We start from the raw sequence: 23,333 nt of genomic DNA on the forward strand, positions 1-23,333 counted from the left end.
CGTGCCGGTGCCCGAGGTGGTGCCGCCGGGATCGGCGCCACCGGGTGAGGTGCGGCTGCGCGGGGTGTGCGTGCCCGACGCGCTGCACGACGTGGACCTGACCGTGCCCGCAGGCGCCTTCTTCGCCGTCGTCGGGCGCTCCGGGGCGGGGAAGTCGTCGCTGGCCGCGGTGATCGGCGGGGTGGTGGCGCCCTCGTCCGGGCAGGTCCGCCGCGGCGGCTCGGCGGGGTGCGCGTTCGAGCGGCCCGCGCTGCTGGGCGCCACGGTGGCCGACGCCGTCGGGTACGGGGTCTTCGAGCACGGCGCGACCGCCGACGCCGACCGGGTCGAGCGGGCCTGCCGGGCCGCCCAGGTGCACGACGTGGTGGTGCGGCTGCCCGAGGGCTACCGCACGCCGCTGGCCGACACCCCGCTGTCCGGCGGGGAGGCGCAGCGGCTGGGCCTGGCGCGAGCGCTGGTGCGCGACCCGGACGTGCTCGTGCTCGACGACGCCACGGCGAGCCTGGACACCGTCACCGAGGCCACCGTGGAACGCGCGCTGCGCACGGCGCTGCCGGGGCGCACCCGGATCGTGGTCACCCACCGGGCCGCCACCGCGCGGCGGGCGGACGCCGTGGTGTGGCTGGAGGACGGGCGGGTGCGCGCGGTCGGCCCGCACTCCGCCCTGTGGCGGGACGCGGAGTACCGGGCGGTGTTCGGGTGAACGCCTACTGGAGCGCGCTGGCGGGTCGCAAGCGCGAGGTGGCGGTGCTGCTGGGCTGGTCGGTGGTGGAGGGCGTGCCCGCGCTGCTGGGCGGGCGGCTGGTGGGGCTGGCGGTGGACCGCGGGTTCGCCGTGGGCGACGTGCCCTCGGGCGTGCTGTGGCTGGTGCTGTTCGCGCTGGTCGCGGTGCTCGGCGGGTTCGGGCTGCGGCAGGTGTTCACTCGGCTGGGCGGGGTGGTCGAGCCGATGCGCGACGCGCTGGTGACCGCCGTGGTGCGCGGTGTGCTGCACGACGGCCGGTCGCACCGCGGGTTGCCCGACGCGAGCGCGGTCGCCCGGATCACCCGGCACGTGGAGGTCGTGCGGGACGCCACGGCGGGAGTGCTGGTGCAGGCGCGCGCGCTGCTGGTGACCACGGCCGCGGCGCTGGTCGGGCTGGCCACCTCGGTGGCCGAGCTGGCCTGGCTGGTGGTGCTGCCGGTGGTGGCCGCGCTGGTGCTGTTCGGGCTGCTGCTGCCCTCGCTGGCGCGCGGGCAGCGCGAGCTGGTGCTGGCCGACGAGGACGCCGCCGAGGTCGCGGGCGCGGCGCTGCTGGGGCTGCGCGACGTGGTGGCCTGCGGTGGCGCGGCGCGCGCCGCCGCCGAGGTGGGCGAGCGGGTCGACCGGCAGGCGGCGGCGACGGTGCGGATGGCGTGGGCAGGCGCGCTGCGCGGGGTGGTGATCACCCTGGGCGGCTTCGCGCCCCTGGTGCTGCTGCTGGTCGTCGCGCCGGGCATGGTGGCCTCGGGCGCGCTGAGCGCGGGCGAGGTGCTCGGCGCGGTGGTGTACCTGAGCACGAGCGTGCAGCCCGCGCTGCGGCGGCTGGCCGACACCACCAGCACGGTGGTGCTGCGCCTGGTGGTGGCGCTGCGCCGGTTGGCCGAGGCCGCGCCCCCGCCCGCCGCCCCGCCGGGCGGGCTGGAGCCGTCCGGCGGCGGGCTGGAGCTGCGCGGGGCGACCTTCGGCTGGGGCGCGCGCGCCGAGCCGGTGGTGCGCGGGTTGGACCTGGTGCTGCGGGCGGGCGACCACCTCGCCGTGGTGGGGCCCAGCGGCATCGGCAAGTCCACGCTGGCCGGGCTGGTGACCGGGCTGGTGGCGCCGCAGGCGGGCGAGGTGCGGTTCGGCGGGGTGCCGGTGCACCTGGTGCGCCCGTCGGTGCGGCACCGGCGGATCGCGCTGGTGCCCCAGGAGACCTACCTGTTCACCGGCACCGTGCGGGAGAACCTGGCGCTGCTGGCCCCCGAGGCGTCCGACGCCGACCTGCTGCGCGCGGTCGAGGCGGTGGGCGCGACCGGGGTGGTGCGGCGGCTGGGCGGGCTGGACGGGGCGGTCGGCCACGCGGGCGGCGGGCTGTCGGCTGGGGAGGCGCAGCTGCTGGCGGCGGCCAGGGTGCACGCGTCCCCGGCCGAGGTGGTGGTGCTGGACGAGGCGACCTCGCACCTGGACGCGGCGGCCGAGGCGCGCGTGGAGGAGGCGTTCGCCGCGCGCGGCGGGGTGCTGGTGGTGATCGCCCACCGGCTGTCCTCCGCGCTGCGGGCGCGGCGGGTGCTGGTCATGGACGGCGGACCCGCGCTGCTGGGCGCGCACGAGGAGCTGCTGGCCGCCTCGCCCGCCTACGCGGAGCTGATGGCGGCCTGGCAGCCCGCGTCGACCGGCTGAGCCGACCGGCTGAGCCGACCGGCTGAGCCGACCGGCGGGCTCAGCCCACCCGGTGCAGCCAGGTGACCGGCGCGCCGTCGCCCGCCCTGCGGAACGGCTCCAGGGCGTCGTCCCAGGCCGCGCCCAGGATCTCGTCCACGCCGTGCGCGAAGGACTCGCCGCCCCGGCTGCGGGCGGCCAGCGCGCGCAGCTGGTCCTCCGAGACCACGATGTCGCCGTTGGCGCTGGTCCGGGCGTGCCACAGGCCCAGCACCGGCGCGAAGCAGTAGCGCACGCCGTCCACACCGGGACTGGGGTCCTCGGTGACCTCGAACCGGAGCATCGGCCACGCCCTCAACGCGGCCACGAGTCGGGCGCCCGTCCCGGCTTCGCCGGTCCAGGCGCATTCGGCGCGCAGTTGCCCTGGCGCCGCGGGCTGCGCCGCCCACCTGAGGTCCACTCGCTCACCGAGGGTGCCCGAGATCGCCCACTCGACGTGCGGACAGACCGCAGACGGCGACGAGTGGACGTAGACCACGCCACTGGTGCTGCCACGGGTGCTCACAGCTGACCTCCGCTACTCGACGAGGGACGTCTTCCCCTACGACCTCTCGACAGCGGACGATCTTGCGAATTCCCGACTTGGTCATTCTGCCCGCTGCGGGAGAAGTCCGCCAGAAGAACCAGCACGTGCATCACTCGGGTGGGCGGATACAGGACTTTCGACCCTAATGTGCCGCTCAACGGTCCAAGCGGCGGACCGCCGGGTCACTTTCCGCGGTCAAACGACACCGTCGGGTGATGGGCACATGCCCCTGGTGACGGTGGTCACCCGCGTCGATCGCACGAACCGCCCAGGTCCGCCGCCGCGTCCCGGCGGACGGCGATACCGTGTCCGATCGTGTGGAACGGGGTGATCGCGTGCGCCTGATCAGGCTGGGGACCGAGCCCTCGGCGGTCGGCGCCGACGTGCGCGCCGCCCTGACCACCTGGGGCGCGGGCGGCTCCGTGCTCGGCGGCGTGGCCCTGCTCGGCGTCCAGCCGCCGGGCTGCCCCCGCCCGCTGGACGCGGTGGTCGTGCTGCCGCGCGGCGTGCTGGTCGTGGTGGGCGTGGACCTGCCCGAGCCCGCGGTGCGGCTGGAGGCCCCGCTGGGCGACCGGTGGAAGACCGACGGCTGGCCGCTGATCCGCCCGGACGGCGCGGTCAGCCCGGCCGCCGAGGCGCTGACGGCCACCACCGCGGTGGCCCGGCGCATCCAGGACATGCGCGGCGAGCCGCTGCCGGTGACCACCGTCGTGGCGGTCGGACCGTACGTGGGGCAGGTCGTGCAGCCCACCGCGGACCTCAACCGGGGCCTGCGCGTGCTGCACCCCAAGCCGACCACGCTGCTGGCCGCCGCGCGCGAGCTGGCCACCAGCGACCGGCCGTGCTCGGTGGAGCACGCGGCCAGGCTCATCGCCGTGCTCGCGCCCACCGGCTCCCCGCCCGGCCCGGCCGAGCTGCGCGCCGAGGGCTTCTCCGACGTGGCCGCTGACCTGGCCTCGGCCCGCACCATGCTGCTGCCCAAGGTGGGGCCCGCGGCGGCGCGCCGCCGCAAGTGGCTGCCCATCGCCGCGGTGGCCGTGGCGGCGCTGCTGGCGCTGGTCGCGGTCGTGGTGGCGGTGTCCTCCGGCGACGCCTCGGACGCCTCGCCGCCTGCCGACGCGCCGCCGGAGCCGACCACCGTGGTGGTGGACGGCCGCAACTTCACGCCGAGGGGCGCCGCGCTGAGCGAGGACTGCGCGGCCCACGCGTTCGGCGACGTGCAGGCGTGGCTGGCCGACCACGAGTGCGCCGAGCTGCGCCGCGCGCAGTACGAGACCGCCGTGGACGGGCGGTCGGTCGGCGTGGCGGTGGCCGAGCTGAGCCTGCCGGACCCGGCGCGGGCCGCCGAGCTGCACGGCCTGGCCTCGGCCGCCGGGACGGGCGGGATCACCGCGCTGGTCAAGGAGGGCAAGTCCTGGGAGGGCGGCCCGAGCTCGTTCGACCGCTCGGCGATCCGGGTGGTGGCCAAGGGCGCCAAGGTGCGGGTGGCGCAGGCGGTGTGGGCGCGGGACGGGTCCGATCCGGCCGACCCGGTGCTGACCGCGGTGGCCGATGAGGCGCTGCGGCTGCCCGCCGAGCAGTGAGGCGGTCGGCGAGGCGGTCGGCGGGCGCTCAGTAGTCGGTGCGGGCCAGCCCGATCGCGATCAGCCCGAACGCCACGTGCAGCACGATGACCAGGCCCGCCACCGCGCTCAGCGTCTCGGTGCCCGGCCTGCCCACCAGCCCGCCCCAGGAGAACAGCCAGCCGATCACGGCCACGGCGGACCCCGCCACCAGCACCGGCCACGGCACGTGGGCCACGCACAGCAGCGCGTTCTCGCGCGCCCGGTGCAGCGTGTAGGTCACCACCGGCAGGACCAGGAAGCCCGGCAGGTACACCGCGGTCGGGGTGAGCGCCGGGCCGTCGGGCAGCAGCGTGGTGATCAGGACGAAGGCGCACCACGCCACCGCGGCGCTCGTGACGACGACGGTCCCCCTGGTCACCTCTGCAGTGTAAGCCGCATTTTTCGGCGACCGACCACCATTCGGCGGTACGGCCGCGCGTCGATTGGCGGTGCGGTCTTCTTCGGGAATGTGCACGCGCACCCCACAAGGGTTCATATGCATTCCGGCGGACCCACCCAGCCCGCCGGACCGTCCACTGTGGAGATTACTGGCCGGGTCCGACCAGCGCCACCGCGCGCGCGTCGCCCCGGCAAGTGACACCGGATCGTGATTCTCCGGCGCACCGGAAAATCCCGCCGCGGCAATTCCGAACAGCCGCGGCAAATTGATCGGGGTCACGCCGGGGAATGCCTCAGAGGCCGTAGGCCTCCAGCAGCCGCAGCCACACCTCGCTGATCGTCGGGTAGGACGGCACCGCGTGCCAGAGCCGGTCCACGGTCACCCCGCCCACGATCGCCACGGTCGCGGCGTGGATCAGCTCCGCCACGTCCGGCCCGGCGAAGGTCACGCCGACCAGGGTGCGGGTCCGCTCGTCGACCACCATGCGGGCCTTGCCCCGGTAGCCGTCGGCGTGCAGCGCGGACCCGGCCACCGCGATGTCCAGGTCCACCACCCGGACCTCCAGCCCGGCCTCGCGCGCCTTCGCCGCGGTGCGCCCCACCGCGGCCACCTCGGGATCGGTGAACACCACCTGCGGCACGGCGGTGTGGTCGGCCGTCGCCGCGGCCGCGCTCCACGGCTCGGGCGACACCGCGCCGGTGACGATGGCGGTGCCCACCGCGCGGGCGGCGTACTTGCCCTGGTGGGTCAGCGGGGCCCGGCCGGTCACGTCGCCCGCGGCGTAGAGCCAGTCCAGCCCGGCCACCCGGCCGGTGTCGTCCACCGGCAGCGCCTCGCCCGCGGTGAAGCCGAACCGCTCCACGCCCAGGCCCTCGGTCGCGGGCCTGCGCCCGGTGGCCACCAGCAGGTGCTCGCCCACCACGTCCACGCCATCACCGCTCAGGCGGGTGCCGCCCGCCACCAGGGACACCGACCTGGCCCTGGCGTTGGTGACGACCTCGACGCCGTCCGCGCGCAGCCCCTCCAGCACCAGCTCACCGGCGAAGGGCTCGAAGGCGGGCAGCGGCCGCTCCCCGGAGACGACCAGGGTCACCGCCGAGCCCAGCCTGGCCCACGCCTGCGCCATCTCCACGCCGACCACACCGCCGCCCAGCACCACCAGCGACGAGGGCACCTCGTGGGCCGAGGTCGCCTCGCGCGAAGTCCAGTGGGGCACCTCCGCCAGGCCCTCCAGCGGCGGCGTGCGCACCACGCTGCCGGTGCACACCACCACCGCGCGGGAGGCGGTGAGCACCCGGCCGCCCACGTCCACGCGACGCTCGCCGACCAGCTCGCCGTGACCGCGCACCACGGTCAGCCCGGCGCCCTCGGCCCACGCGACCTGACCGCTGTCGTCCCAGTCCGAGGTGAACCCGTCGCGCCGCTTGAGCACGGCGGCGGCGTCGAGCCGCTCCCCCACCGGCACGCCGGGCACCCGGCGCGCGGCGGCCAGCGCGTGGCCGGGGCGCAGCAGCGCCTTGCTCGGCATGCACGCCCAGTAGGAGCACTCGCCGCCGAGCCGCTCGTGCTCCACCAGCGCGGTCCGCAGCCCGCCAGCGGCGGTCCGGGCGGCGGCGTTCTCCCCCACCGGGCCGCCGCCGATCACGATCACGTCGAAGTCGTCGCCCGTCACCGGTCCACCCCACACCACCGGGACCGGCGCGGCAAGTCACTCCGGGTCGAACACCCCGGCCAGCATCTTCAAGATCATGCCGTTCGCGGTCTCCAGCACGTGCTGCCGCTCGTCGGGGGCCACCCGCTCGGCGAGCTTGAACAGCGCGTCCGCGGTCTGCGCGGCCATCCGGAAGGTCAGCATGACCGGCGCGGACCCGCGCACCTCGTAGCGCCCGCAGAACAGCTCGCGCAGCCGCTCGGCCATCAGCTCGTACTGGTCGATGCTGGCGTCCAGGCGGTGCCCGTCGAGCAGGTCGCTGAACCGCACCCGGCCGAAGCCCGGCACCTCCACCAGCATCCGCAGGTAGACCGCCACGACCTGGCCGATCGCCTCCCGCCAGTCCGGCGCGGGCCCGTCGTCGGCGAACAGCTCCTCCACCTGGGCCAGGTAGTCCTCCATGCCGCGCAGCGCCAGCGCGTGCACCACGGAGCGCTTGTCCGGGAAGTACTGGTAGAACGAACCGATCGGCACGCCCGCGAGCTCGACGATGCGGGCGGTGGTGATGTCGTCGTAGTCGTGCTCGTTCAGCAGCGCCGCGCAGGCGTCGACAATGGCGGTGACGGTCGCCGCGCCCCGCTGCTGAACGGGCTGACGGCGCATCACCTTGGCTAAGCGGTTTTCGGCGGGATTGTCATGCACGCGGGTCATCTTGCGGTATACGGACGAGTAAGCCAAACGCCGGGTAACAAAGACTCGATAACGTGATCCGCACATGAGCACCACTCACATGCCAGTCCGCTAAATAACGGTCCCGCGCGCCGGATCAACCGCGCGGTGCGGGCACCCCGACCGGTTCGGCGCTTTCCGAGCGCGGTTTTGCGGAACTCCATTGGCGCGGACGCGGCGGCCGGGTGACGTAGGGCCGCAGCAGCGCGGCCACCGCCAGGCCGGGCGCCACCAGCGGCACGACCGCCGACAGCGCGAGCGCGGTGGAACCCGCGCGCAGCACGTCGCGCGGGATGAGCGCCACGCGGTCCACCACGAACGCCCGCCTGCCGGGGATGGACGCCACGCCCAGCACCACCAGCAGGCAGGCCAGCGCCAGCAGCGCCCGGTGCACCGCGCCGTAGCCGGTCGACTCCGCGGCCAGCATCACCGCCACCCACCCGAGCAGCGCGCTCAGCTGCTGGCGCTCGGTGGTCATCGCCCACAGCAGGCCGCCGACGACCGCCAGGAACGACGTGCGGCCCTCGCACCAGGCGGACGCGGCCTCCAGCCAGCCGGTCGGCGCGCCCGCCCAGGCCACCGGGGCGCGCAGCACGTCCAGCGGGCTGGGGGCGCCGCGGACCTGGCCGAGCACCCAGGCCGCCGACCACAGCGAGACCGCGACCGCGGCGACGAGCTGCCAGCGCGGCCGGGCCACCGCGCACCGGCACAGCCGGACCAGTTCCTGGCGCTGCTCCTTCACCCGTCCCAGCCTGCCCGCGAACGCGGCGCCCACCGCCGGGTTTCACCCGCGTGCCCGCCGCACGCCCCTCAACAGGCGGAACGCGCTCACCGCGGGTACCGACCGGGATCTCACCCGGACGGGTGAGGACCGGGCGGGATCGCTGCGCCGGAGGGGGTCGGCCGAGGGCCGGGGAACGTGTAGATTAGTCGTTCTGCGCGCGCGCAGAACAGCGACAGGCGAAAAAGTAACTGCCTGACAAACGACGGTATCGAGAAATGAGGCACGTTGTCAAGCCCCTCCGACGACCTCCGACTCGTGGAAATCGAATCGGAGCAGGAATACGTGTCGATGCTGTACGGCAGGCTGGACGACCTGCGCGAGCAGAGCTCGAAGCGCCTGGCGGGCGCGCTCCGGCAAACCGGCGGAACGCACCAGATGAGGTCGGAGCGGGACACCTCGGTGGCCATGTACTCCGATCAACTCGCCCAGTACAGCGCGGTGGAGAACGGGCTGTGCTTCGGGCGGCTGGACTTCCACACCGGTGACCGGTTCTACATCGGCCGGATCGGGCTGTTCGACGAGGACAAGGAGTACGAGCCGCTGCTGATGGACTGGCGCGCGCCCGCCGCCCGCCCGTTCTACCTGGCCACCGCCGCCGCGCCGGACGGCGTGCGCAGGCGTCGCCACCTGCGCACCAGGCAGCGCAAGGTGGTCGGCTTCGACGACGAGGTGCTCGACATCAACTCCGCCGAGGCCAGGCACAGCCGGGAGGGGCTGACCGGCGAGGCGACCCTGCTGGCCGCGGTCAACGCCAGCCGCACCGGCCAGATGGGCGACATCGTCGCCACCATCCAGGCCGAGCAGGACCGGATCATCCGCACCGACCTCAACGGCGTGGTGGTCGTCCAGGGCGGTCCGGGCACCGGCAAGACCGCGGTGGCTCTGCACCGCGCGGCCTACCTGCTCTACACCCACCGCCGCCAGCTGGCCAAGCGGGGCGTGCTGGTGGTCGGCCCGAACTCCACGTTCCTGCGCTACATCGGCCAGGTGCTGCCGTCGCTGGGCGAGACCGGCGTGCTGCTGTCCACGGTGGGCGAGCTGTTCCCCGGCCTGACCGCCACCGGGCGCGAACCCGCCCGCACCGCGGCGCTCAAGGGCCGCATCGAGATGGCCGACGTCGTGGCGCGCGCGATCAAGGACCGGCAGGAGGCGCCCTCGCTGGTCGAGATCCCCTTCGACCAGGACGTGCTGCGACTGGACCGGCGGATGATCTCCGACGCGCGCGGCCGGGCCCGGCGCACCCGCAGGCCGCACAACGAGGCCCGCCGCACCTTCCAGCGGGAGATCATCAGCGCGCTGGCCGCGCAGGCCGTGGCCAGGCTCGGCAGGCACCTGCTGGACCAGGCCGACATCGACGACATCCGCCGCGAGCTGCGCGAGGACGACGCGGTGCGGGCCGCGGTGGAGCGGCTGTGGCCCACGCTGACCCCGCAGCGGCTGCTGGAGGAGCTGTTCGCCTCGCCCCAGCGCATCGCCAAGGCCGCGCCCAAGCTCAGCGCCGAGGAGCGGGCGCTGCTGGTGCGCGAGCCGGGCTCGCCGTGGACGCCCGCGGACGTGCCGCTGCTGGACGAGGCCGCCGAGCTGCTGGGCGAGGACGACACCGAGGCCAAGGCCCGCGCCGAGCGGCAGCGCAGGCAGGCCGTCGACTACGCCCAGGGCGTGCTGGACATCCTGGACCTGGAGGACGACGCCGACCCGGACATCCTGATGGCCACCGACCTGGTCGACGCCTACCGGCTGGCCGAGCGGCACGGCGCCGAGCGCTACGAGACCGCCGCCGAGCGCGCCGCCGCGGACCGCACCTGGACCTTCGGCCACATCATCGTGGACGAGGCGCAGGAGCTGTCGGCGATGGCGTGGCGGACGCTGATGCGCCGCTGCCCGTCCAAGTCCATGACCGTGGTCGGCGACATCGCGCAGACCGGCGACATCGCGGGCGCCACGTCGTGGGACCAGGTGCTCTCGCCCTACGTGATGAACCGCTGGAAGCTGACCGAGCTGACGGTCAACTACCGCACGCCCTCGGAGATCATGGCGGTGGCGGCGGACGTGCTGGCGAGCGTGAACCCGGAGCTGGTGCCGCCGACCTCGGTGCGCGACAGCGGCCACGCCCCGTGGTCGCGCCGGGTGGCCGACCTGGCCGCCGCGCTGCCCGCGGCGGTGGCCGAGGAGTCCGCGGCGATCGGCGACGGCAAGCTGGCGGTGATCGTGCCCGCCGCCCGGCTGGCGCAGCTGCGCGCGGCGGTCCCCGACGCCACCGACGACCTGGACGCGCCCGTGGTGGTGCTGGGCGTGGTGGACGCCAAGGGCCTGGAGTTCGACTCGGTGCTGGTGGTCGACCCCAGCGGCATCCTGGCCGAGTCGCCGCGCGGGGCCAGCGACCTGTACGTGGCGCTGACCCGCGCCACGCAGCGGTTGGGCGTGCTGCACACCGACGACCTGCCGCCGGTGCTGAGCAGGCTGACCCCCGCCTAGCGGAGTGCGGCGGCGGCGTCAGCGGCCGATCCACCACCCCAGCGCCGCCGCCCCCACCCCGACCACCACGTTGGCCAGCACGTTGGCCAGCGCCCACCCGTACCGCTCGCGCTCCAGCAGCGCCACGGTCTCGTAGCCGAACGTGCTGTAGGTGCTCAGCCCGCCGCAGACCCCGGTGCCCGCCAGCGCCCACACCGCGGGCTCGGCGCCGACCAGCCACCCCAGCGCGAAGCAGCCCGCGACGTTCACCGCCAGCGTCGCCCACGGCAGCGGCGACGGGTACCGCGACCGGACGAACCGGTCCGCCAGGTAGCGCAGCGACGCCCCGGCGGCGCTGCCCAGGAACACCAGCAGGGCGGTCACCGCAGCAGCCTCCTGGTCACCGCGAGGGCCGCCCCGGTGGCGGTCAGCGCGACCACCAGCGTCAAGCCCAAGTACCCCAGCGCCACCGCGCCGCCCAGCCGCACCGCGTCCACCGCGTAGGCCGAGAAGGTCGTGAAGCCGCCCAGCACCCCCACGCCCAGCAACGGACGCACCAGCGGGTGCGCGCGCGGCGCGAACGCCATCAGCACGCCGATCAGCGCGCACCCCAGCACGTTGACCAGCAGCGTCCCCCACGGTCCCGGCACCAGCAGGCCCAGCCCGTACCGGGCCAGCCCGCCCAACCCGCCGCCCAGCGCCACCGCGGCGAGCGCGCCGCGCGGGGCGGTCAACTCGTGCGCAGGTGGTCGACCAGCCGGTCCAGCGCCGCCAGCGCCCGCACGACGTCCTCCCGCTCCCCCGGCTCCAGCCGGTCCAGCGCCGCGCCGATGCGCTTCTCGTGCGCGCTCTGCCACACCGCGAGCTTCTCGTGCCCCAGCGGGGTCACCGACAGCCGCGCCACCCGCCGGTCGGTCGGGTCGCCCGCGCGGGTCACCAGCCCGCCGTCGATCAGCTGGCCGACCAGGCCGCTGACCGTGTTGGGGGCCAGCCGCAGCTCGGCGGCGAGGTCGCCGACCCGCATCGGCGGGCGCTCGGCGAGGGTCTGCAGCAGCTCCACCCGCGCCATGGGCAGCGCGTCCCACGGCCACTCCGAGCGGATGCTGGTGCGCAGGGCGCGGCGCAGCCGCGTGACCACGTCCGTGAGCGTGCGAGCCTCGTCCGACATGGGCCAAGGGTACTGATCCACGGCCGCGGCGGGGTGTCCGGAGTGGAGCATCCCGCATCGGACGCGGATCACCCGCAAGGGTCCGGATTTCGCCCTCGCGACGGCTGGCAGTGGGTGTGTTGACCCCAGCCGCTAGGCCGATCGGGGTCAAGAGCGTTCCACACCTGCCGCAGTGGTCGTGTCCGTCAGTAACCTCCACGCGACCGAGCAGTGGGAGGTGCGCCTGCCGTGCACGAGCACTCCGCCCAACTGCTGGCCCGCGCGTGGACGCGGGCCGTGTACCAGACCGCGTACGTGCCGATGTCCTCCGCCGAGGTCGAGCGGCACCTGCTCGGCCTGGTGGGCGTGGTGGTCGACGCGCTGCGCGCGGAGCCGTTCCGCCCGGACCCGGCGGGCGCGGTCGGCGAGGAGCTGGTGCGGGCCCGCTTCACCAACCACGAGGCGCTGCAGCGCACGGTGGAGGTGCTGGGCCGTGCCCTGCTGGAGGCCCCGGAGCTGGCCGGGGTGGCGGACCTGCCGGGGAAGGTGGTGGCCGTGCTGGGCGTGCTCGGCGCGAGCTTCGCCTCCGCGGTGCGGCACGACGCCCTCGACCAGCACGAGGAGATCACCTGGGCGCTGCTGTCGGCCAAGCAGCGCGCGGAGCGGGGGCTGCGGGTCAGCGAGGCGCGGTTCCACGAGGTCTTCGACGCCTCCGCGCTGGGCATCGCGGTCAGCGACCTGCGCGGGATCTGCCTGCAGGCCAACGACTCGATGGCGACCATGGCCGGGGTGACCAAGCAGGAGCTGGTGGGGCGCGAGGTGGCCGCGCTGTTCGAGCCGGTGGACGCGGCGGCGCGGGGCCCCGAGCTGGAGCACCGGCAACGCGAGCAGCGCAGGCTGCGGCGCGCCGACGGCGAGGCGCTGTGGGTGCGGGTGGCGGTGTCGCTGCTGCGCGACGAGGACGGGCGGCCCGCCTACCAGGTGACCGTGGTCGAGGACATCAGCGACCTGCACCTGCTGCGCGCGCACCTGGACCACCAGCTGCTGCGCGACCCGCTGACCGGGCTGCCCAACCGGCAGCACTTCACCACCCGGCTGGAGGCGCTGCACGGCTCCTCCGGCGCCGGGATCACCCTGTACCACCTGGACCTGGACGCCTTCTCGGTGGTCAACAACGGTCTCGGCCACGCCGGGGGCGACGAGCTGCTCAGGGAGGTCGGGCGGCGGTTGGAGCGCGTGGTCGCGGAGGAGCGCGCGCTGGTGGCCCGGCTGGGCGGCGACGAGTTCGCCATCGTCGTGGACAACTCCCCCACCACGCCGCGGGTGCCCGCGATGGTGGAGCGGATCTACGCGGCGCTGGCCGAGCCGACCGGGGCCGGGGTGGCGCTGTCGGCGGGCATCGGCGTGGTGGACCGGCCCCCGACCGGGTGGGACGCGGCGGAGCTGCTGCGCGCGGCCAACGCCACGCTGCACCGCGCCAAGCGCCGGGGCGCGCGGCAGTGGCTGCCCTACGACCGGTACGAGGACGACCGCGCGCGCACCTGGTTCGCCCGCGCCGCGCGGATGCCGGGCGCGCTGGACGGCGGCGAGATCGAGGTCGAGTACCAGCCGGTGGTGGCGCTGGCCGACGGCTCGGTGACCGGCCACCTGGCCCGGCTGCGGTGGGCGGAGCTGGGCCACGACGAGTGCGTGGACCTGGCCGAGCGCACCGGGCTGTCGCTGCGGCTGGCGCGGTGGGCGCTGCGCGAGGCGGCCACCGCGGCGGCGGGCTGGGACGCGGGCGCGCTGCACGTGGAGCTGTCGCCGATGCAGTCCAGCGACGAGGACCTGGTCGGCGCGGTGAAGCGGACGCTGGACGAGTCCGGGCTGCCCGCCGAGGCGCTGCGGCTGTACCTGGACACCCGGTCGATGCTGGTGGCCGAGGGCGAGGACAACGCGCGGGTGCTGCGGGACAGCGGGATCGCCACCGGGCTGGCCGCGTTCAACGGCGGCCAGGCGGAGCTGGCGCTGCTGGAGGAGCTGGCGGTGGACGCGGTGGTGCTGGCCCCCTCGGTGGTGCGCAGGCTGGCCGGACGCGAACCCGGCCTGCTGCACCGCGCGATCGGCCTGATGCTGCGGGAGATCCGCGCGTCGGGGGTGGCGGTGACCGTGCCCGGCGTGGACACCGAGGAGCAGCGGACGTGGTGGGCGGAGGTCGGCGCGGACCACGCCTTCGGCGAAGCCCTGGGCGCCCCCGTGCCCGACTACGAGCTCTAGCCTCGCGAGTCGCCCATAGGTGGGTGACACCGGGGGCGGGCGTGGTCGTCCTGAGTGTTGAACTCGGGGGTTCTGGGGGTTCGACTCGCGGGGGTCAAAGCTGCTTCACGGCGGTGAGCAGCTTGGTCAGGGAGTCCTTGGCGTCGCCGAAGAGCAGGGTCGTCTTCGGGTGGTAGAGCAGGCCGTTGTCCACGCCCGCGAAACCGGGGCGCATCGAGCGCTTCATGAACACCACGGCCTTGGCGTGGTCGACCTCGAAGATCGGCATCCCGTAGATCGGGCTGGCGGGGTCGTCGCGCGCGCCGGGGTTCACCACGTCGTTGGCGCCCACCACGAGCGCCACGTCCACGCTGCCCATGCCGGGGTTGACGTCGTCGAGCTCCTTGAGGTTCTCGTAGGGCACGTCGGCCTCGGCCAGCAGCACGTTCATGTGCCCCGGCATCCGCCCGGCGACCGGGTGGATGCCGTAGTCCACCCTGATCCCGCGCTTCTCCAGCAGCTGCGCCAGTTCCCGCACGGCGTGCTGGGCCTGCGCCACGGCCAGCCCGTAGCCGGGCACGACGAGCACGGAGTGCGCGTAGCCCAGCAGGATCGCCACGTCCTCGACGGTGCCGGACCGCACGGTGCGCTGCTCGCCGCCCGCGGCGGCGGCCCGTGCGGCGGTGAAGGCGCCGAACAGGATGTTGGCCAGCGGCCTGCCCATCGCCTGCGCCATCAGCCGGGTCAGGATGGTGCCGGACGCGCCGACCAGCGTGCCCGCCACGATCAGCAGCGTGTTGCCCAGCACGTAGCCCGACGCGGCGACGGCCAACCCGGTGAAGGCGTTGAGCAGGGAGATCGCGATCGGCACGTCCGCGCCGCCCACCGGCAGCACGAACAGCACGCCCAGCGCCAGCCCGACCGCGAACAGCGCCACCAGCAGCGGGACCGACGAGGTCGCCACCACGGCGGGCGCCAGCGCCAGGCCGAGCAGCGCGACGCCCGCGCCGACGAACCGCCCCGCGGGCAGCAGCACCGGGCGGGTGGTCATCACCTCCTGGAGCTTGAGGAAGGTGACCACGCTGCCGGAGAAGCTCACCGCGCCGATGAGCACGGTCAGCACGGTGGCGACGTCGAACAGCGCCGACCCGTCCACCTCGACGAACTCCACCAGCGCCACCAGCGCCGCCGCCGCGCCGCCGACTCCGTTGAACAGCGCCACCATCTGCGGGATGGCGGTCATCTTCACCGACCGCGCGGCGGGCACGCCGACCACCGCGCCCGCCGCCACCGCGAGCAGGATGAGCGGTCCGTTGTGGACCGCGCCGTGCGCGTAGGCGGTGACCACCGCCAGCGCCATGCCCGCCGCGCCCACGAGGTTGCCCAGCCGCGCGTACCGGGGCGTGCTCAACCCCTTGAGCGCCAGCACGAAGCACAGCGCGGCGACGAGGTAGGCGAGCTGGACCCAGGTGGGGCTCACCGCTTGTGCCCCTTGAACATCTCCAGCATCCGGTCGGTGACCACGAACCCGCCCACCACGTTGACCGTGGCCAGGAACACCGCCGCGAGCCCCAGCGCCAGCTCCGGGCCGCCCTCGGCGCGACCGGTGATCAGGATCGCGCCGACCAGGATCACGCCGTGGATGGCGTTGGCGCCGGACATCAGCGGCGTGTGCAGGATGGTCGAGACCTTCGACACGACCTCGAACCCGACGAACACGGCCAGCACGAAGATCGTCAGCAGGTCGATCACAGCAGCTCCCCGGTGGGTCCGTGGCGCACGCGCCCGGCGTGGGTCAGGCAGCAGCCGCCGATCACCTCGTCGTCGAGGTCGGGCCGCACCACGCCGTCCTCGGTCATCGCCAGCAGCAGGTTGGCCGCGTTGCGGGCGTAGAGCCTGCTCGCGTGCACCGGCAGCGAGCTGGGCAGGTTCAGCGCCCCGTGCACCAGGACCTCGCCGACCCGCACGTCCTCGCCGGGGGCCGAGGCGGCGCAGTTGCCGCCCGACTCGGCCGCCAGGTCCACCACCACCGACCCCGGCGCCATCGCCTTGAGCATGTCGTGGGTGACCAGCACCGGCGCCCGCCGCCCCGGCACGGCGGCGGTGCAGATCACCACGTCCGACGCGGCCACCCGCTCGGCGATCAGCTCGCGCTGCCGCTCCAGGAAGTCCTCGGACTGCTCGGCGGCGTAGACCCCGGACTGGGTCTCCAGGGACAGCTCCAGGAACCGCGCGCCCAGGCTGCGCACCTCCTCGGCGGCCGCCGCCCGCACGTCGTAGGCCTCCACCACCGCGCCCAGCCGCCGCGCCGTGGCGATGGCCTGCAAGCCGGCCACGCCCGCGCCCAGCACCAGCACCTTGGCGGGCGGCACGGTCCCGGCGGCGGTGGTGAACATCGGCAGGAACCTCGGCAGCCGCTCGGCGGCGACCAGGACCGCCCGGTAGCCCGCCACCAGCGCCTGGGAGGACAGCGCGTCCATGCCCTGCGCGCGGGTGACGCGGGGCAGCAGGTCGAGGCTGAAGGAGGTCACGCCGCGCTCCACCAGGACGCGCACCAGGTCCAGCTCGGCGGCGGGCGGCAGGAAGCCGATGGTGATGTCGCCCTCCCGCAGCAGCCGGGCGCGCTCCGGGTCCAGCGGCTGCACCGACAGCAGGACCTCGGCGGCGCCCGCCGGGTGGTCGGGGACGACGGTCGCGCCCGCCGCCTGGTAGGCGGCGTCGGGGACGTGGGCGTGCCGCCCCGCCCCGGACTGCACGTCCACCGCGAGGCCCGCGCCGGTCAGCAGCGCCACCGTCTCCGGCAGCGCGGCCACCCGGCGCTCGGCGGGCCGCGACTCCGCGGGGATGCCCACTCTCACGGGGGACCACGTTAGTCGATCAAAGGTGACGCAGGCCACACCGCGCCGTTCACGGTGAACCCGTTCACCCGACCGCCGTCAATTGATCATGGGGCAGACCCCCGTGGTGCCCGCCGGGAAGAAGTTGGGCAGCAACTCCTCCTTGGAGTAGTACCGGTGGAACACGCTGGTGGCGCCGCCCGAGATCGGCGGCACGATCCACGACCAGTCGGCCGGGCAGGACCGCCCGGCCGCCTCCTCGCGCTGCACGTGGGTCAGGAACCGGTCGGACTCGGTGTGGTGGTCGGTGATGGTCACCCCGTCGGCGGCGAAGGAGTACAGCACCGCCCGGTTCAGCTCGACCAGCACCCGGTCCTTCCACAGCGTGCGCACCGAGGAGGTGTCCAGCCGCATCCGCCGGGCCAGGTAGGGCAGCAGGTCGTAGCGGTCGGTGTCGGCGAAGTTGCGCGCCCCGATCTCGGTGCCCATGTACCAGCCGTTGAACGGCGCGGCCGGGTAGTCGACGCCGCCGATGCGCAGCCGCATGTTGCTGATCGCGGGCACCGCGTGCCAGCGCAGCCCCAGGTCGGCCAGCCAGGGCAGCTCGGGGTGGCGCAGGGTCACCTCCAGCACCGCGTCGCGCGGCAGCTCGACCATGGTGGTGTCGTACCCCGCGCGGGAGACGATCAGCGGCAGCACGTCGAACGGCCCGCGCTTGGGCGGCGGCCGCCAGCCGCGCGCCACCGCCTCGGCGGTCAGCTCGGCGTTGCGCCGGTCACCCAGCACGCCGCCGTCGGCGCCGACGTACCCGGCGTACCTGATCAGCTGCTCGTTGTGGATGCGCGGCCCCTTCGCGCCGGGCTCGTCCGGCGCGAAGACCGTGATCACCGGCCGGATCTTGCCGCCGTTGGTGGCCAGCCGCAGGTGCTCGACGCACTCGTCGGCGATCTCCTTGGGGTCGCGCAGGTCGCGCAGGTCGCGGACCTTCAGGCTGCGCCAGTAGAGCCTGCCGATGCAGCGGGCGCTGTTGCGCCAGGCCACGCGCGCCCCGAAGGTCAGCTCCTCGGGGGTGTGCCGGTAGGTGCCGGTCGCCGCGATCTCGGCGCGCACCCGCGCCAGCCGGTCCTCGACGGGACCGGCCTCCGGGTGCTCGGCGTGGTGCAGCCGGATGAAGTCCTCCGCCTCCGCGATGTCCACGAAGGGCTCGGCACGCAGGGGGATGGCTTCAGCCGGACACAGGGGAACGGGGGCCATGACGGGACACCGTAGTTGCACTTTCGCGGACCTCGCACAGACCCGCCGGGCACCGGGCGACCGACACGGGGCGCAAGCGGCCTCGCACCGTATGTGCCCGATCGGGTGAGTGGGTGGAAGTCCTGCGGAAACAAGGACTATCGGATGGTTACCCGCCGGAATCACACCGATGACCAGTGATTTACATCACCCTCGGTTTTCCCGTGTCGCGCGCCGCGCCGCCCGCGGTGGCGGACAACTCGGTGGCCGGTCCGTCCGCACCCGCGCTACCGTCGAGCGCATGTGGGGATTCCTGGTCATCTACCTCTGATTTCCGGCTCTGACCGCCAACCCGCGCGCACCGCGCGACGGGGCCCGAGTCATCCCGGAAAACAGGAGCACGACCTTGTCCCACATCGCTTTCCTCAACATCCCCGGCCACGGGCACGTGAACCCGACGCTGCCCGTCGTGGCGGAGCTGGTGGCCCGCGGCCACCGGGTCGGCTACGCGGTGGACGACACCTTCGCCGCCGCCGTCGAGCGCGCGGGCGCCACGCCGGTGCGCTACGAGACCACGCTGCCCGCCGCCGACCAGGTGTGGCCCACCGACCTCGCCCCGGCCATGCACCTGTTCCTCGCCGAGGCGAAGGCCGTGCTGCCGCAGCTGACCGCCGCCTTCGCCGACGACCGGCCCGACCTGGTCGTCTACGACATCGGCGCGTGGACCGCGCGGCTGCTGGCGCAGCGCTGGGGCGTGCCCGCGATCCAGTTCTCCCCCACCTTCGTGACCTACGAGGGCTGGGAGGAGCAGATGGGTGAGGTGTACTCCCAACCCGACGTGCTGGACTTCTTCGACCAGCTCGACGCGTGGCTGCGCGAGCAGGGCTCGGCGGTGGACGGGCGCACCTACGTCGGGCACCCGGAGCGGGCGGTGGTCAGCATCCCGCGCTCGTTCCAGATCAACGGCGACACCGTCGACCCCAAGTACACCTTCGTGGGGCCGTGCCTGGACCGGCGGGCGCACGAGGGGGACTGGGAGGCGCCCGGTTCCGCGCCGGTGCTGCTGATCTCGCTGGGGTCGGCCTACACCGACCGGCCGGAGTTCTACCGGCGCTGCCTGGAGGCGTTCGGCGGGACGCGGTGGCACGTGGTGATGGGCATCGGCAAGCACGTCTCCCCCGCCGACCTCGGCCCCGTCCCGGCCAACGTCGAGCTGCACGCCTGGGTGCCGCAGCAGGCCGTGCTGGCCAAGGCGAGCGCGTTCATCACGCACTGCGGCATGGGCGGGACCATGGAGGGCCTCCACCACGGCGTGCCCATGGTCGGCGTGCCCACGCTGGGCGAGCAGCACATGAACGCCGCGCGGCTGGAGGAGCTGGGCGTAGGGCGCTACCTGCCGCACCCGGAGGCCACCCCCGAACGGCTGCGCGCGGCCGTGACCGAACTGGTCTCCGATCCCGCCGTCGCCACGCGGCTGGCGGAGCTCCAGCGGGAGATCCGGGCGGCGGGCGGCACCCGCGCCGCCGCCGACGTGATCGAGTCCCTGCTGTAGTCACGACGCTGTAGCCACGACGCTGTAGTCACGACCGCGAGGCGGGTCAGCCCGCGCCCCGGCGAGCACCGGGGCGCGGGCGGCTACGCCGATCTCTCCCCGCTGCCCAGCCGGGGGAACGGTTCGGTGGAGAACACGACCTCGACCGGGACCTCGAAGTACTGGGCGATGCGCAGGGCCAGGTACAGGCTCGGGCTGTACTCGCCCCGCTCCAGGTAGCCCACCGTCTGGTAGTGGATGCCCAGCGCCTCGGACAGCTGCCTGCGCGACACCCCTCGCTCCGCGCGCAGCATGGCGATCCGGTTGTGGACGGTCTCGCTCACACCGAGCCCCTCTGCAGCGCCGCCTGACGGCGCTGCTCCATGTCGGCCCCCGACTCCCGGCGGGCCATCCGCCGCAGGATCGTAGGCGCCAGCAGGAAGCCCAGCAGCGCCCACACCCCCAGCACGCCGAAGGTCTCCAGGTGCCGCCACGAGCCGCCGATCTCGGCCGCGGCGGCCTCGTCGGGCAGCATCGCCGAGCGGGTGCCCAGCCCCACCCAGTAGACCGGGAAGACCTGGGCCACGCCCTGCACCCACTGGGGCATCCCGTAGATGGGGTAGAAGATGCCGGAGATCGCGGTCAGCCCCATCATCGGCAGCATGGTCAGGCCCATCGCGCCCTGGGGGCTGCGGGTCAGCGAACCCACCACCGCGCCCCACGGCATGGTGGCCAGCAGCCCGGCCACGAACACCGCCGCCAGCAGCGGCCAGTTCGTGCCGCCGAGCAGGCCGCTGACCACGATCAGGCCCGACACCAGCACGCAGGTCGCGCTGATCAGGGCGTCCAGGGAGACCTGGGTGATCCGGCCCACCAGGTAGCCGACCACGCCGCCGGGCACCGCCTTGGCGCGCAGCAGAGTCCCGTCCTCCCGGTTGACCGCCAGCTGCCCGGCCGGGCCGACCAGGCCGTTGAACGCCACGATCATGCCCAGCGAGCTGGGCATGGTCACCGCCGCCAGCGACAGCGCGGTGCCCTCCACGGTGGAATCGCGCTGCAGGACCAGCACGACGACGAACGCCACCATGACGAACAGGTTGAACGTCTGGTCCGCGCTGAGCAGCGTGTGCCGGAACTCCCGCAGGCCGCGCTCCAGCCCCAGCCGGGCCGCGTGCGCGGTGTGCCCCTTCACAGCGCGGCCACCTCCTCCCCCTGGCCGCTCTCGAACCGCTGCACGAGAGCCATGTACGTGTCCTCCAAGGTGCTGCGCCGCACCTCCAGCTCGGTGACGCCGTCGTCCCCGGCGAGCAGCTCGCGGACGAACCGGGTGGCGTCCTCGGTCGGGTGCACGTGCCGCTGCCCGCCGCTGGTCCAGCGCACCTCCGACTGGCCCGCCACCTGCCTGCCGAGCTGGTCGGGGCTGCCGTCGGCGATGATGCGCCCGCCCGCCAGCACCAGGATGCGGTCGGCCAGCTTCTCCGCCTCGGCCAGGTCGTGCGTGGTGAGCAGGATCGTCATGCCCTCCAGGTCGGCCAGCCGGTGCACCAGGTCGTGGAAGTCCCGGCGCGCGTGCGGGTCGAAGCCCGCGGTCGGCTCGTCCAGGAACAGCAGGTCCGGCTTGCCCACGATGCCGATGGCCACGTCCAGCCTGCGCCGCTGGCCGCCGGAGAGCCTGGCGATCTTCTTGTCCGCGTGCTCGGCCAGCCCGACGGTCTTGATCAGCTCGTCGGTGTCCATCGGCCGGGAGCGCTCCGGCGTGCCGTACGGCTGGTAGTACCGGCCCAGGTGGTGCAGCAGCTCGCGGACCTTCCAGCGGCCGTGGTCGCGCCAGGACTGCAGCACCACGCCCAGCCGGGCCCGCCACGCCTCGTCACCGTGGACCGGCTCCACGCCCAGCACCCGCACGTGTCCCGCCGACGGCGCCCGGAAGCCCTCCAGGATCTCGATCGTCGTGGTCTTGCCCGCGCCGTTGGGCCCGAGCAGCGCCACGACTTCACCGCGCCGCGCGGTGAAGTCGACCCCTCGCAGCACGTCCACGGTCCCGTAGCGCATCCGCAGGTCGCGCACTTCTATGACCAACTGTCCCCACCCCCTCGTCCGACCTCTCCGGCATTGTGTAGCACATCTACTACGACTAGTCGAAGGAACCCGACATCTTCTCCATCGGCTTAATCGCCTTCACAAGTTCGTGAATCTTCTGTACCTTGCGAAGAGGTCTTCGCCAACGCACTGGGAGGTGTGCGAGATGACCGAAACGCTGCACCCCGTGCTGCCCACCACGCGCAGCACACCGTTCGACCCGCCGCCGGAGCTGGGGGCGCTCCGGGCCGAGAAGCCCATCAGCGAGCTGCGCTTCCCCGACGGCCACCACGGCTGGCTCGTCACCAGCTACGACCTGGTCCGCGAGGTGCTGGCGGACCGCCGGTTCAGCAACCGGGCAGAGCTGCAGCACGCGCCGATCACCGTGGGCGGCCAGGTGGTGCCCACCCAGCCACCCGCCAAGCCCGGCATGTTCATCAACATGGACGCGCCCGACCACACCCGCTACCGCAAGCTGCTGACCGGGCAGTTCACCGTGCGGCGGATGAACCAGCTGCTGCCGCGCGTGGAGCAGATCGTCGCCGAGCACCTGGCCGGGATGCGGGCGCTGGGCTCGCCGGTCGACCTGGTGCCGAACTTCGCGCTGCCGGTGCCGTCGCTGGTCATCTGCGAGCTGCTGGGCGTGCCCTACGAGGAGCGGGAGAGGTTCCAGCGCGACACCGGCAAGATGCTGTCGCTGGACGTGCCGTTCGACGAGATCATGGGTGCCCTCGAACGGGTCGAGCGGTTCGTCGCGGACCTCGCCCGGCGCAAGCGGGACCAGCCCGGCGACGACATGCTCAGCGGCCTGGTCCACAGCGGTGAGCTGACCGACGAGGAAGTCGCCAACATGGGGCTGCTGCTGCTGGTCGCGGGCCACGAGACCACCGCGAACATGCTCGGCCTCGGCACACTGGTGCTGCTGCGCCACCCCGAGCAGCTCGCCGCGCTGCGCGCCGACCCGTCGCTGGTGGACAACACCGTCGAGGAGCTGCTGCGGTACGCCTCCATCATCCAGTTCGGCACCGGGCGCGTGGCGCTGGAGGACGTGGAGGTGGGCGGCAAGCTGGTCGAGGCGGGCAGCACGGTGATCCTGTCGATCCCCGCGGCCAACCGCGACCCCGACCGCTTCGAGCGGCCCGACGAGTTCGACATCCACCGGTCCGCCAGCGGGCACCTCGGCTTCGGCCACGGGGTGCACCAGTGCCTCGGCCAGCAGCTGGCGCGCATCGAGATGCGGGTCGGGTTCAACGCGCTGTTCCGCGAGTTCCCGGACCTGCGGCTGGCGGTCCCCGTGGAGGAGATCCCGATGCGCACGGACATGGGCATCTACGGCGTGCACAGCCTGCCGGTGGCGTTCTCGTGAAGGTCGAGGTGGACAAGGAGCGCTGCGCGGGCGCGGGCATGTGCGCGCTGACCGACCCCGAGGTGTTCGACCAGGACGAGGCGGACGGCACCGTGGTGCTGCTGGACCCGTCGCCCTCCGGCGAGCACCAGCGGAAGGCGCGCGAAGCCGCACACCTGTGCCCGGCAGGCGCGATCCGCGTCGTGGAGTGAACCGGACCGGTCGGGCCGCCCGTCACCGGGCGGCCCGACCGGCATTTTCCAAACCCGATAAATCGGGGCCACTCTGGACACCTGCTCGGCTGAAAGCGTGAAATCCAACGGCGGTCACCCGCGTGCA

General features: G+C 74.0%; 23 protein-coding genes. 8 read left to right on the forward strand and 15 right to left on the reverse strand.

The annotated features are described in order from the left end of the window. Together IEZ00_RS36260 and IEZ00_RS05690 are read left to right on the forward strand one after the other, a co-directional pair. Nucleotides 1-703 (forward strand): ATP-binding cassette domain-containing protein (locus IEZ00_RS36260; protein WP_229795121.1); only part of this gene is annotated, 703 nt, incomplete at its 5' end. After that, nucleotides 700-2,400, forward strand: a complete 1,701-nt coding sequence (locus IEZ00_RS05690) for an ATP-binding cassette domain-containing protein (protein WP_189222001.1) — start codon at nucleotides 700-702, stop codon at nucleotides 2,398-2,400. The genes IEZ00_RS36260 and IEZ00_RS05690, both read left to right, overlap by 4 nt. Nucleotides 2,401-2,440: 40 nt before the next feature. On the opposite strand, the gene IEZ00_RS05695 is transcribed toward IEZ00_RS05690, so the two are convergent. Beyond that, nucleotides 2,441-2,944: a DUF3145 domain-containing protein gene (locus IEZ00_RS05695; RefSeq protein WP_189222002.1), complete on the reverse strand. Its 504-nt coding sequence runs from the start codon at nucleotides 2,942-2,944 to the stop codon at nucleotides 2,441-2,443. A 356-nt stretch (nucleotides 2,945-3,300) separates the two neighbouring features. Here IEZ00_RS05695 and IEZ00_RS05700 point away from each other — a divergent pair, with 356 nt between their 5' ends. Next, nucleotides 3,301-4,548 (forward strand): hypothetical protein, encoded by a 1,248-nt coding sequence (locus tag IEZ00_RS05700; RefSeq protein ID WP_189222003.1) that lies wholly within the window; start codon nucleotides 3,301-3,303, stop codon nucleotides 4,546-4,548. Between the two features lie 28 nt (nucleotides 4,549-4,576). On the opposite strand, the gene IEZ00_RS05705 is transcribed toward IEZ00_RS05700, so the two are convergent. From IEZ00_RS05705 to IEZ00_RS05720, 4 genes are all read right to left on the reverse strand, one after another. Continuing rightward, the gene (locus IEZ00_RS05705) at nucleotides 4,577-4,948 is read right to left on the reverse strand and encodes a hypothetical protein (protein ID WP_189222004.1); all 372 of its coding nucleotides are present in this window, start codon (nucleotides 4,946-4,948) and stop codon (nucleotides 4,577-4,579) included. Between the two features lie 313 nt (nucleotides 4,949-5,261). Next, nucleotides 5,262-6,641: a dihydrolipoyl dehydrogenase family protein gene (locus IEZ00_RS05710; protein ID WP_229795123.1), complete on the reverse strand. Its 1,380-nt coding sequence runs from the start codon at nucleotides 6,639-6,641 to the stop codon at nucleotides 5,262-5,264. Nucleotides 6,642-6,677: 36 nt separating this feature from the next. Continuing rightward, nucleotides 6,678-7,322: a TetR/AcrR family transcriptional regulator gene (locus IEZ00_RS05715; RefSeq protein ID WP_229795125.1), complete on the reverse strand. Its 645-nt coding sequence runs from the start codon at nucleotides 7,320-7,322 to the stop codon at nucleotides 6,678-6,680. A 124-nt stretch (nucleotides 7,323-7,446) separates the two neighbouring features. Next, nucleotides 7,447-8,124 (reverse strand): hypothetical protein, encoded by a 678-nt coding sequence (locus tag IEZ00_RS05720; protein WP_229795128.1) that lies wholly within the window; start codon nucleotides 8,122-8,124, stop codon nucleotides 7,447-7,449. Nucleotides 8,125-8,358: 234 nt separating this feature from the next. Between IEZ00_RS05720 and IEZ00_RS05725 the strand changes: the two genes are divergently transcribed. After that, complete coding sequence (locus IEZ00_RS05725) at nucleotides 8,359-10,608, forward strand: HelD family protein (protein WP_189222005.1); 2,250 nt, start codon at nucleotides 8,359-8,361, stop codon at nucleotides 10,606-10,608. A gap of 18 nt (nucleotides 10,609-10,626) precedes the next feature. Here IEZ00_RS05725 and crcB read toward each other — a convergent pair whose 3' ends face one another. Genes crcB through IEZ00_RS36270 form a run of 3 tightly spaced genes read right to left on the reverse strand, consistent with a single transcriptional unit; the run spans nucleotide 10,627 to nucleotide 11,755 of the window. Next, nucleotides 10,627-10,971, reverse strand: coding sequence for a fluoride efflux transporter CrcB (crcB, locus tag IEZ00_RS05730; RefSeq protein WP_189222006.1), 345 nt, complete (start codon nucleotides 10,969-10,971; stop codon nucleotides 10,627-10,629). Next, nucleotides 10,968-11,321, reverse strand: a complete 354-nt coding sequence (locus IEZ00_RS36265; RefSeq protein ID WP_229795130.1) for a fluoride efflux transporter FluC — start codon at nucleotides 11,319-11,321, stop codon at nucleotides 10,968-10,970. Before IEZ00_RS36265 ends, crcB begins: the two co-directional genes overlap by 4 nt. Beyond that, entirely contained in the window at nucleotides 11,318-11,755 is a 438-nt protein-coding gene (locus IEZ00_RS36270) for a MarR family winged helix-turn-helix transcriptional regulator (protein ID WP_209615806.1), read from the reverse strand. Before IEZ00_RS36270 ends, IEZ00_RS36265 begins: the two co-directional genes overlap by 4 nt. Nucleotides 11,756-11,983: 228 nt before the next feature. On the opposite strand from IEZ00_RS36270, the gene IEZ00_RS05740 reads away from it, so the two are divergent. Next, entirely contained in the window at nucleotides 11,984-13,990 is a 2,007-nt protein-coding gene (locus tag IEZ00_RS05740; protein ID WP_229795132.1) for a GGDEF domain-containing protein, read from the forward strand. Nucleotides 13,991-14,084: 94 nt separating this feature from the next. Here the strand turns inward: IEZ00_RS05740 and IEZ00_RS05745 are convergent, their stop codons facing one another. From IEZ00_RS05745 to IEZ00_RS05760, 4 genes are all read right to left on the reverse strand, one after another. Further along, entirely contained in the window at nucleotides 14,085-15,449 is a 1,365-nt protein-coding gene (locus tag IEZ00_RS05745; RefSeq protein ID WP_189222007.1) for an NAD(P)(+) transhydrogenase (Re/Si-specific) subunit beta, read from the reverse strand. Continuing rightward, nucleotides 15,446-15,721 (reverse strand): NAD(P) transhydrogenase subunit alpha part 2, encoded by a 276-nt coding sequence (locus IEZ00_RS05750; protein ID WP_209615800.1) that lies wholly within the window; start codon nucleotides 15,719-15,721, stop codon nucleotides 15,446-15,448. The genes IEZ00_RS05745 and IEZ00_RS05750 overlap by 4 nt, the downstream gene beginning before the upstream one ends. Further along, on the reverse strand, nucleotides 15,718-16,827 hold the full coding sequence (locus tag IEZ00_RS05755) for an NAD(P) transhydrogenase subunit alpha (protein ID WP_189222008.1): 1,110 nt from the start codon (nucleotides 16,825-16,827) through the stop codon (nucleotides 15,718-15,720). The genes IEZ00_RS05750 and IEZ00_RS05755 overlap by 4 nt, the downstream gene beginning before the upstream one ends. 78 nt (nucleotides 16,828-16,905) lie before the next feature. Then, entirely contained in the window at nucleotides 16,906-18,060 is a 1,155-nt protein-coding gene (locus tag IEZ00_RS05760; protein WP_189222009.1) for a nitric oxide synthase oxygenase, read from the reverse strand. Nucleotides 18,061-18,379: 319 nt separating this feature from the next. Between IEZ00_RS05760 and IEZ00_RS05765 the strand changes: the two genes are divergently transcribed. After that, the gene (locus IEZ00_RS05765; protein WP_373293086.1) at nucleotides 18,380-19,591 is read left to right on the forward strand and encodes a macrolide family glycosyltransferase; all 1,212 of its coding nucleotides are present in this window, start codon (nucleotides 18,380-18,382) and stop codon (nucleotides 19,589-19,591) included. A gap of 83 nt (nucleotides 19,592-19,674) precedes the next feature. Here IEZ00_RS05765 and IEZ00_RS05770 read toward each other — a convergent pair whose 3' ends face one another. Genes IEZ00_RS05770 through IEZ00_RS05780 form a run of 3 tightly spaced genes read right to left on the reverse strand, consistent with a single transcriptional unit; the run spans nucleotide 19,675 to nucleotide 21,622 of the window. Then, entirely contained in the window at nucleotides 19,675-19,914 is a 240-nt protein-coding gene (locus IEZ00_RS05770; RefSeq protein WP_189222011.1) for a helix-turn-helix transcriptional regulator, read from the reverse strand. Continuing rightward, nucleotides 19,911-20,762, reverse strand: coding sequence for an ABC transporter permease (locus tag IEZ00_RS05775; protein WP_189222012.1), 852 nt, complete (start codon nucleotides 20,760-20,762; stop codon nucleotides 19,911-19,913). Before IEZ00_RS05775 ends, IEZ00_RS05770 begins: the two co-directional genes overlap by 4 nt. After that, on the reverse strand, nucleotides 20,759-21,622 hold the full coding sequence (locus tag IEZ00_RS05780) for an ABC transporter ATP-binding protein (RefSeq protein ID WP_189222562.1): 864 nt from the start codon (nucleotides 21,620-21,622) through the stop codon (nucleotides 20,759-20,761). The genes IEZ00_RS05775 and IEZ00_RS05780 overlap by 4 nt, the downstream gene beginning before the upstream one ends. Nucleotides 21,623-21,815: 193 nt before the next feature. Here IEZ00_RS05780 and IEZ00_RS05785 point away from each other — a divergent pair, with 193 nt between their 5' ends. Beyond that, nucleotides 21,816-23,015: a cytochrome P450 gene (locus IEZ00_RS05785; protein WP_189222013.1), complete on the forward strand. Its 1,200-nt coding sequence runs from the start codon at nucleotides 21,816-21,818 to the stop codon at nucleotides 23,013-23,015. After that, the gene (locus tag IEZ00_RS05790) at nucleotides 23,012-23,206 is read left to right on the forward strand and encodes a ferredoxin (protein ID WP_189222014.1); all 195 of its coding nucleotides are present in this window, start codon (nucleotides 23,012-23,014) and stop codon (nucleotides 23,204-23,206) included. The genes IEZ00_RS05785 and IEZ00_RS05790 overlap by 4 nt, the downstream gene beginning before the upstream one ends. The last annotated feature ends 127 nt before the right edge of the window (nucleotides 23,207-23,333 follow it).

The organism is Saccharothrix coeruleofusca (assembly GCF_014648515.1).
Classification (GTDB): domain Bacteria; phylum Actinomycetota; class Actinomycetes; order Mycobacteriales; family Pseudonocardiaceae; genus Actinosynnema; species Actinosynnema coeruleofuscum.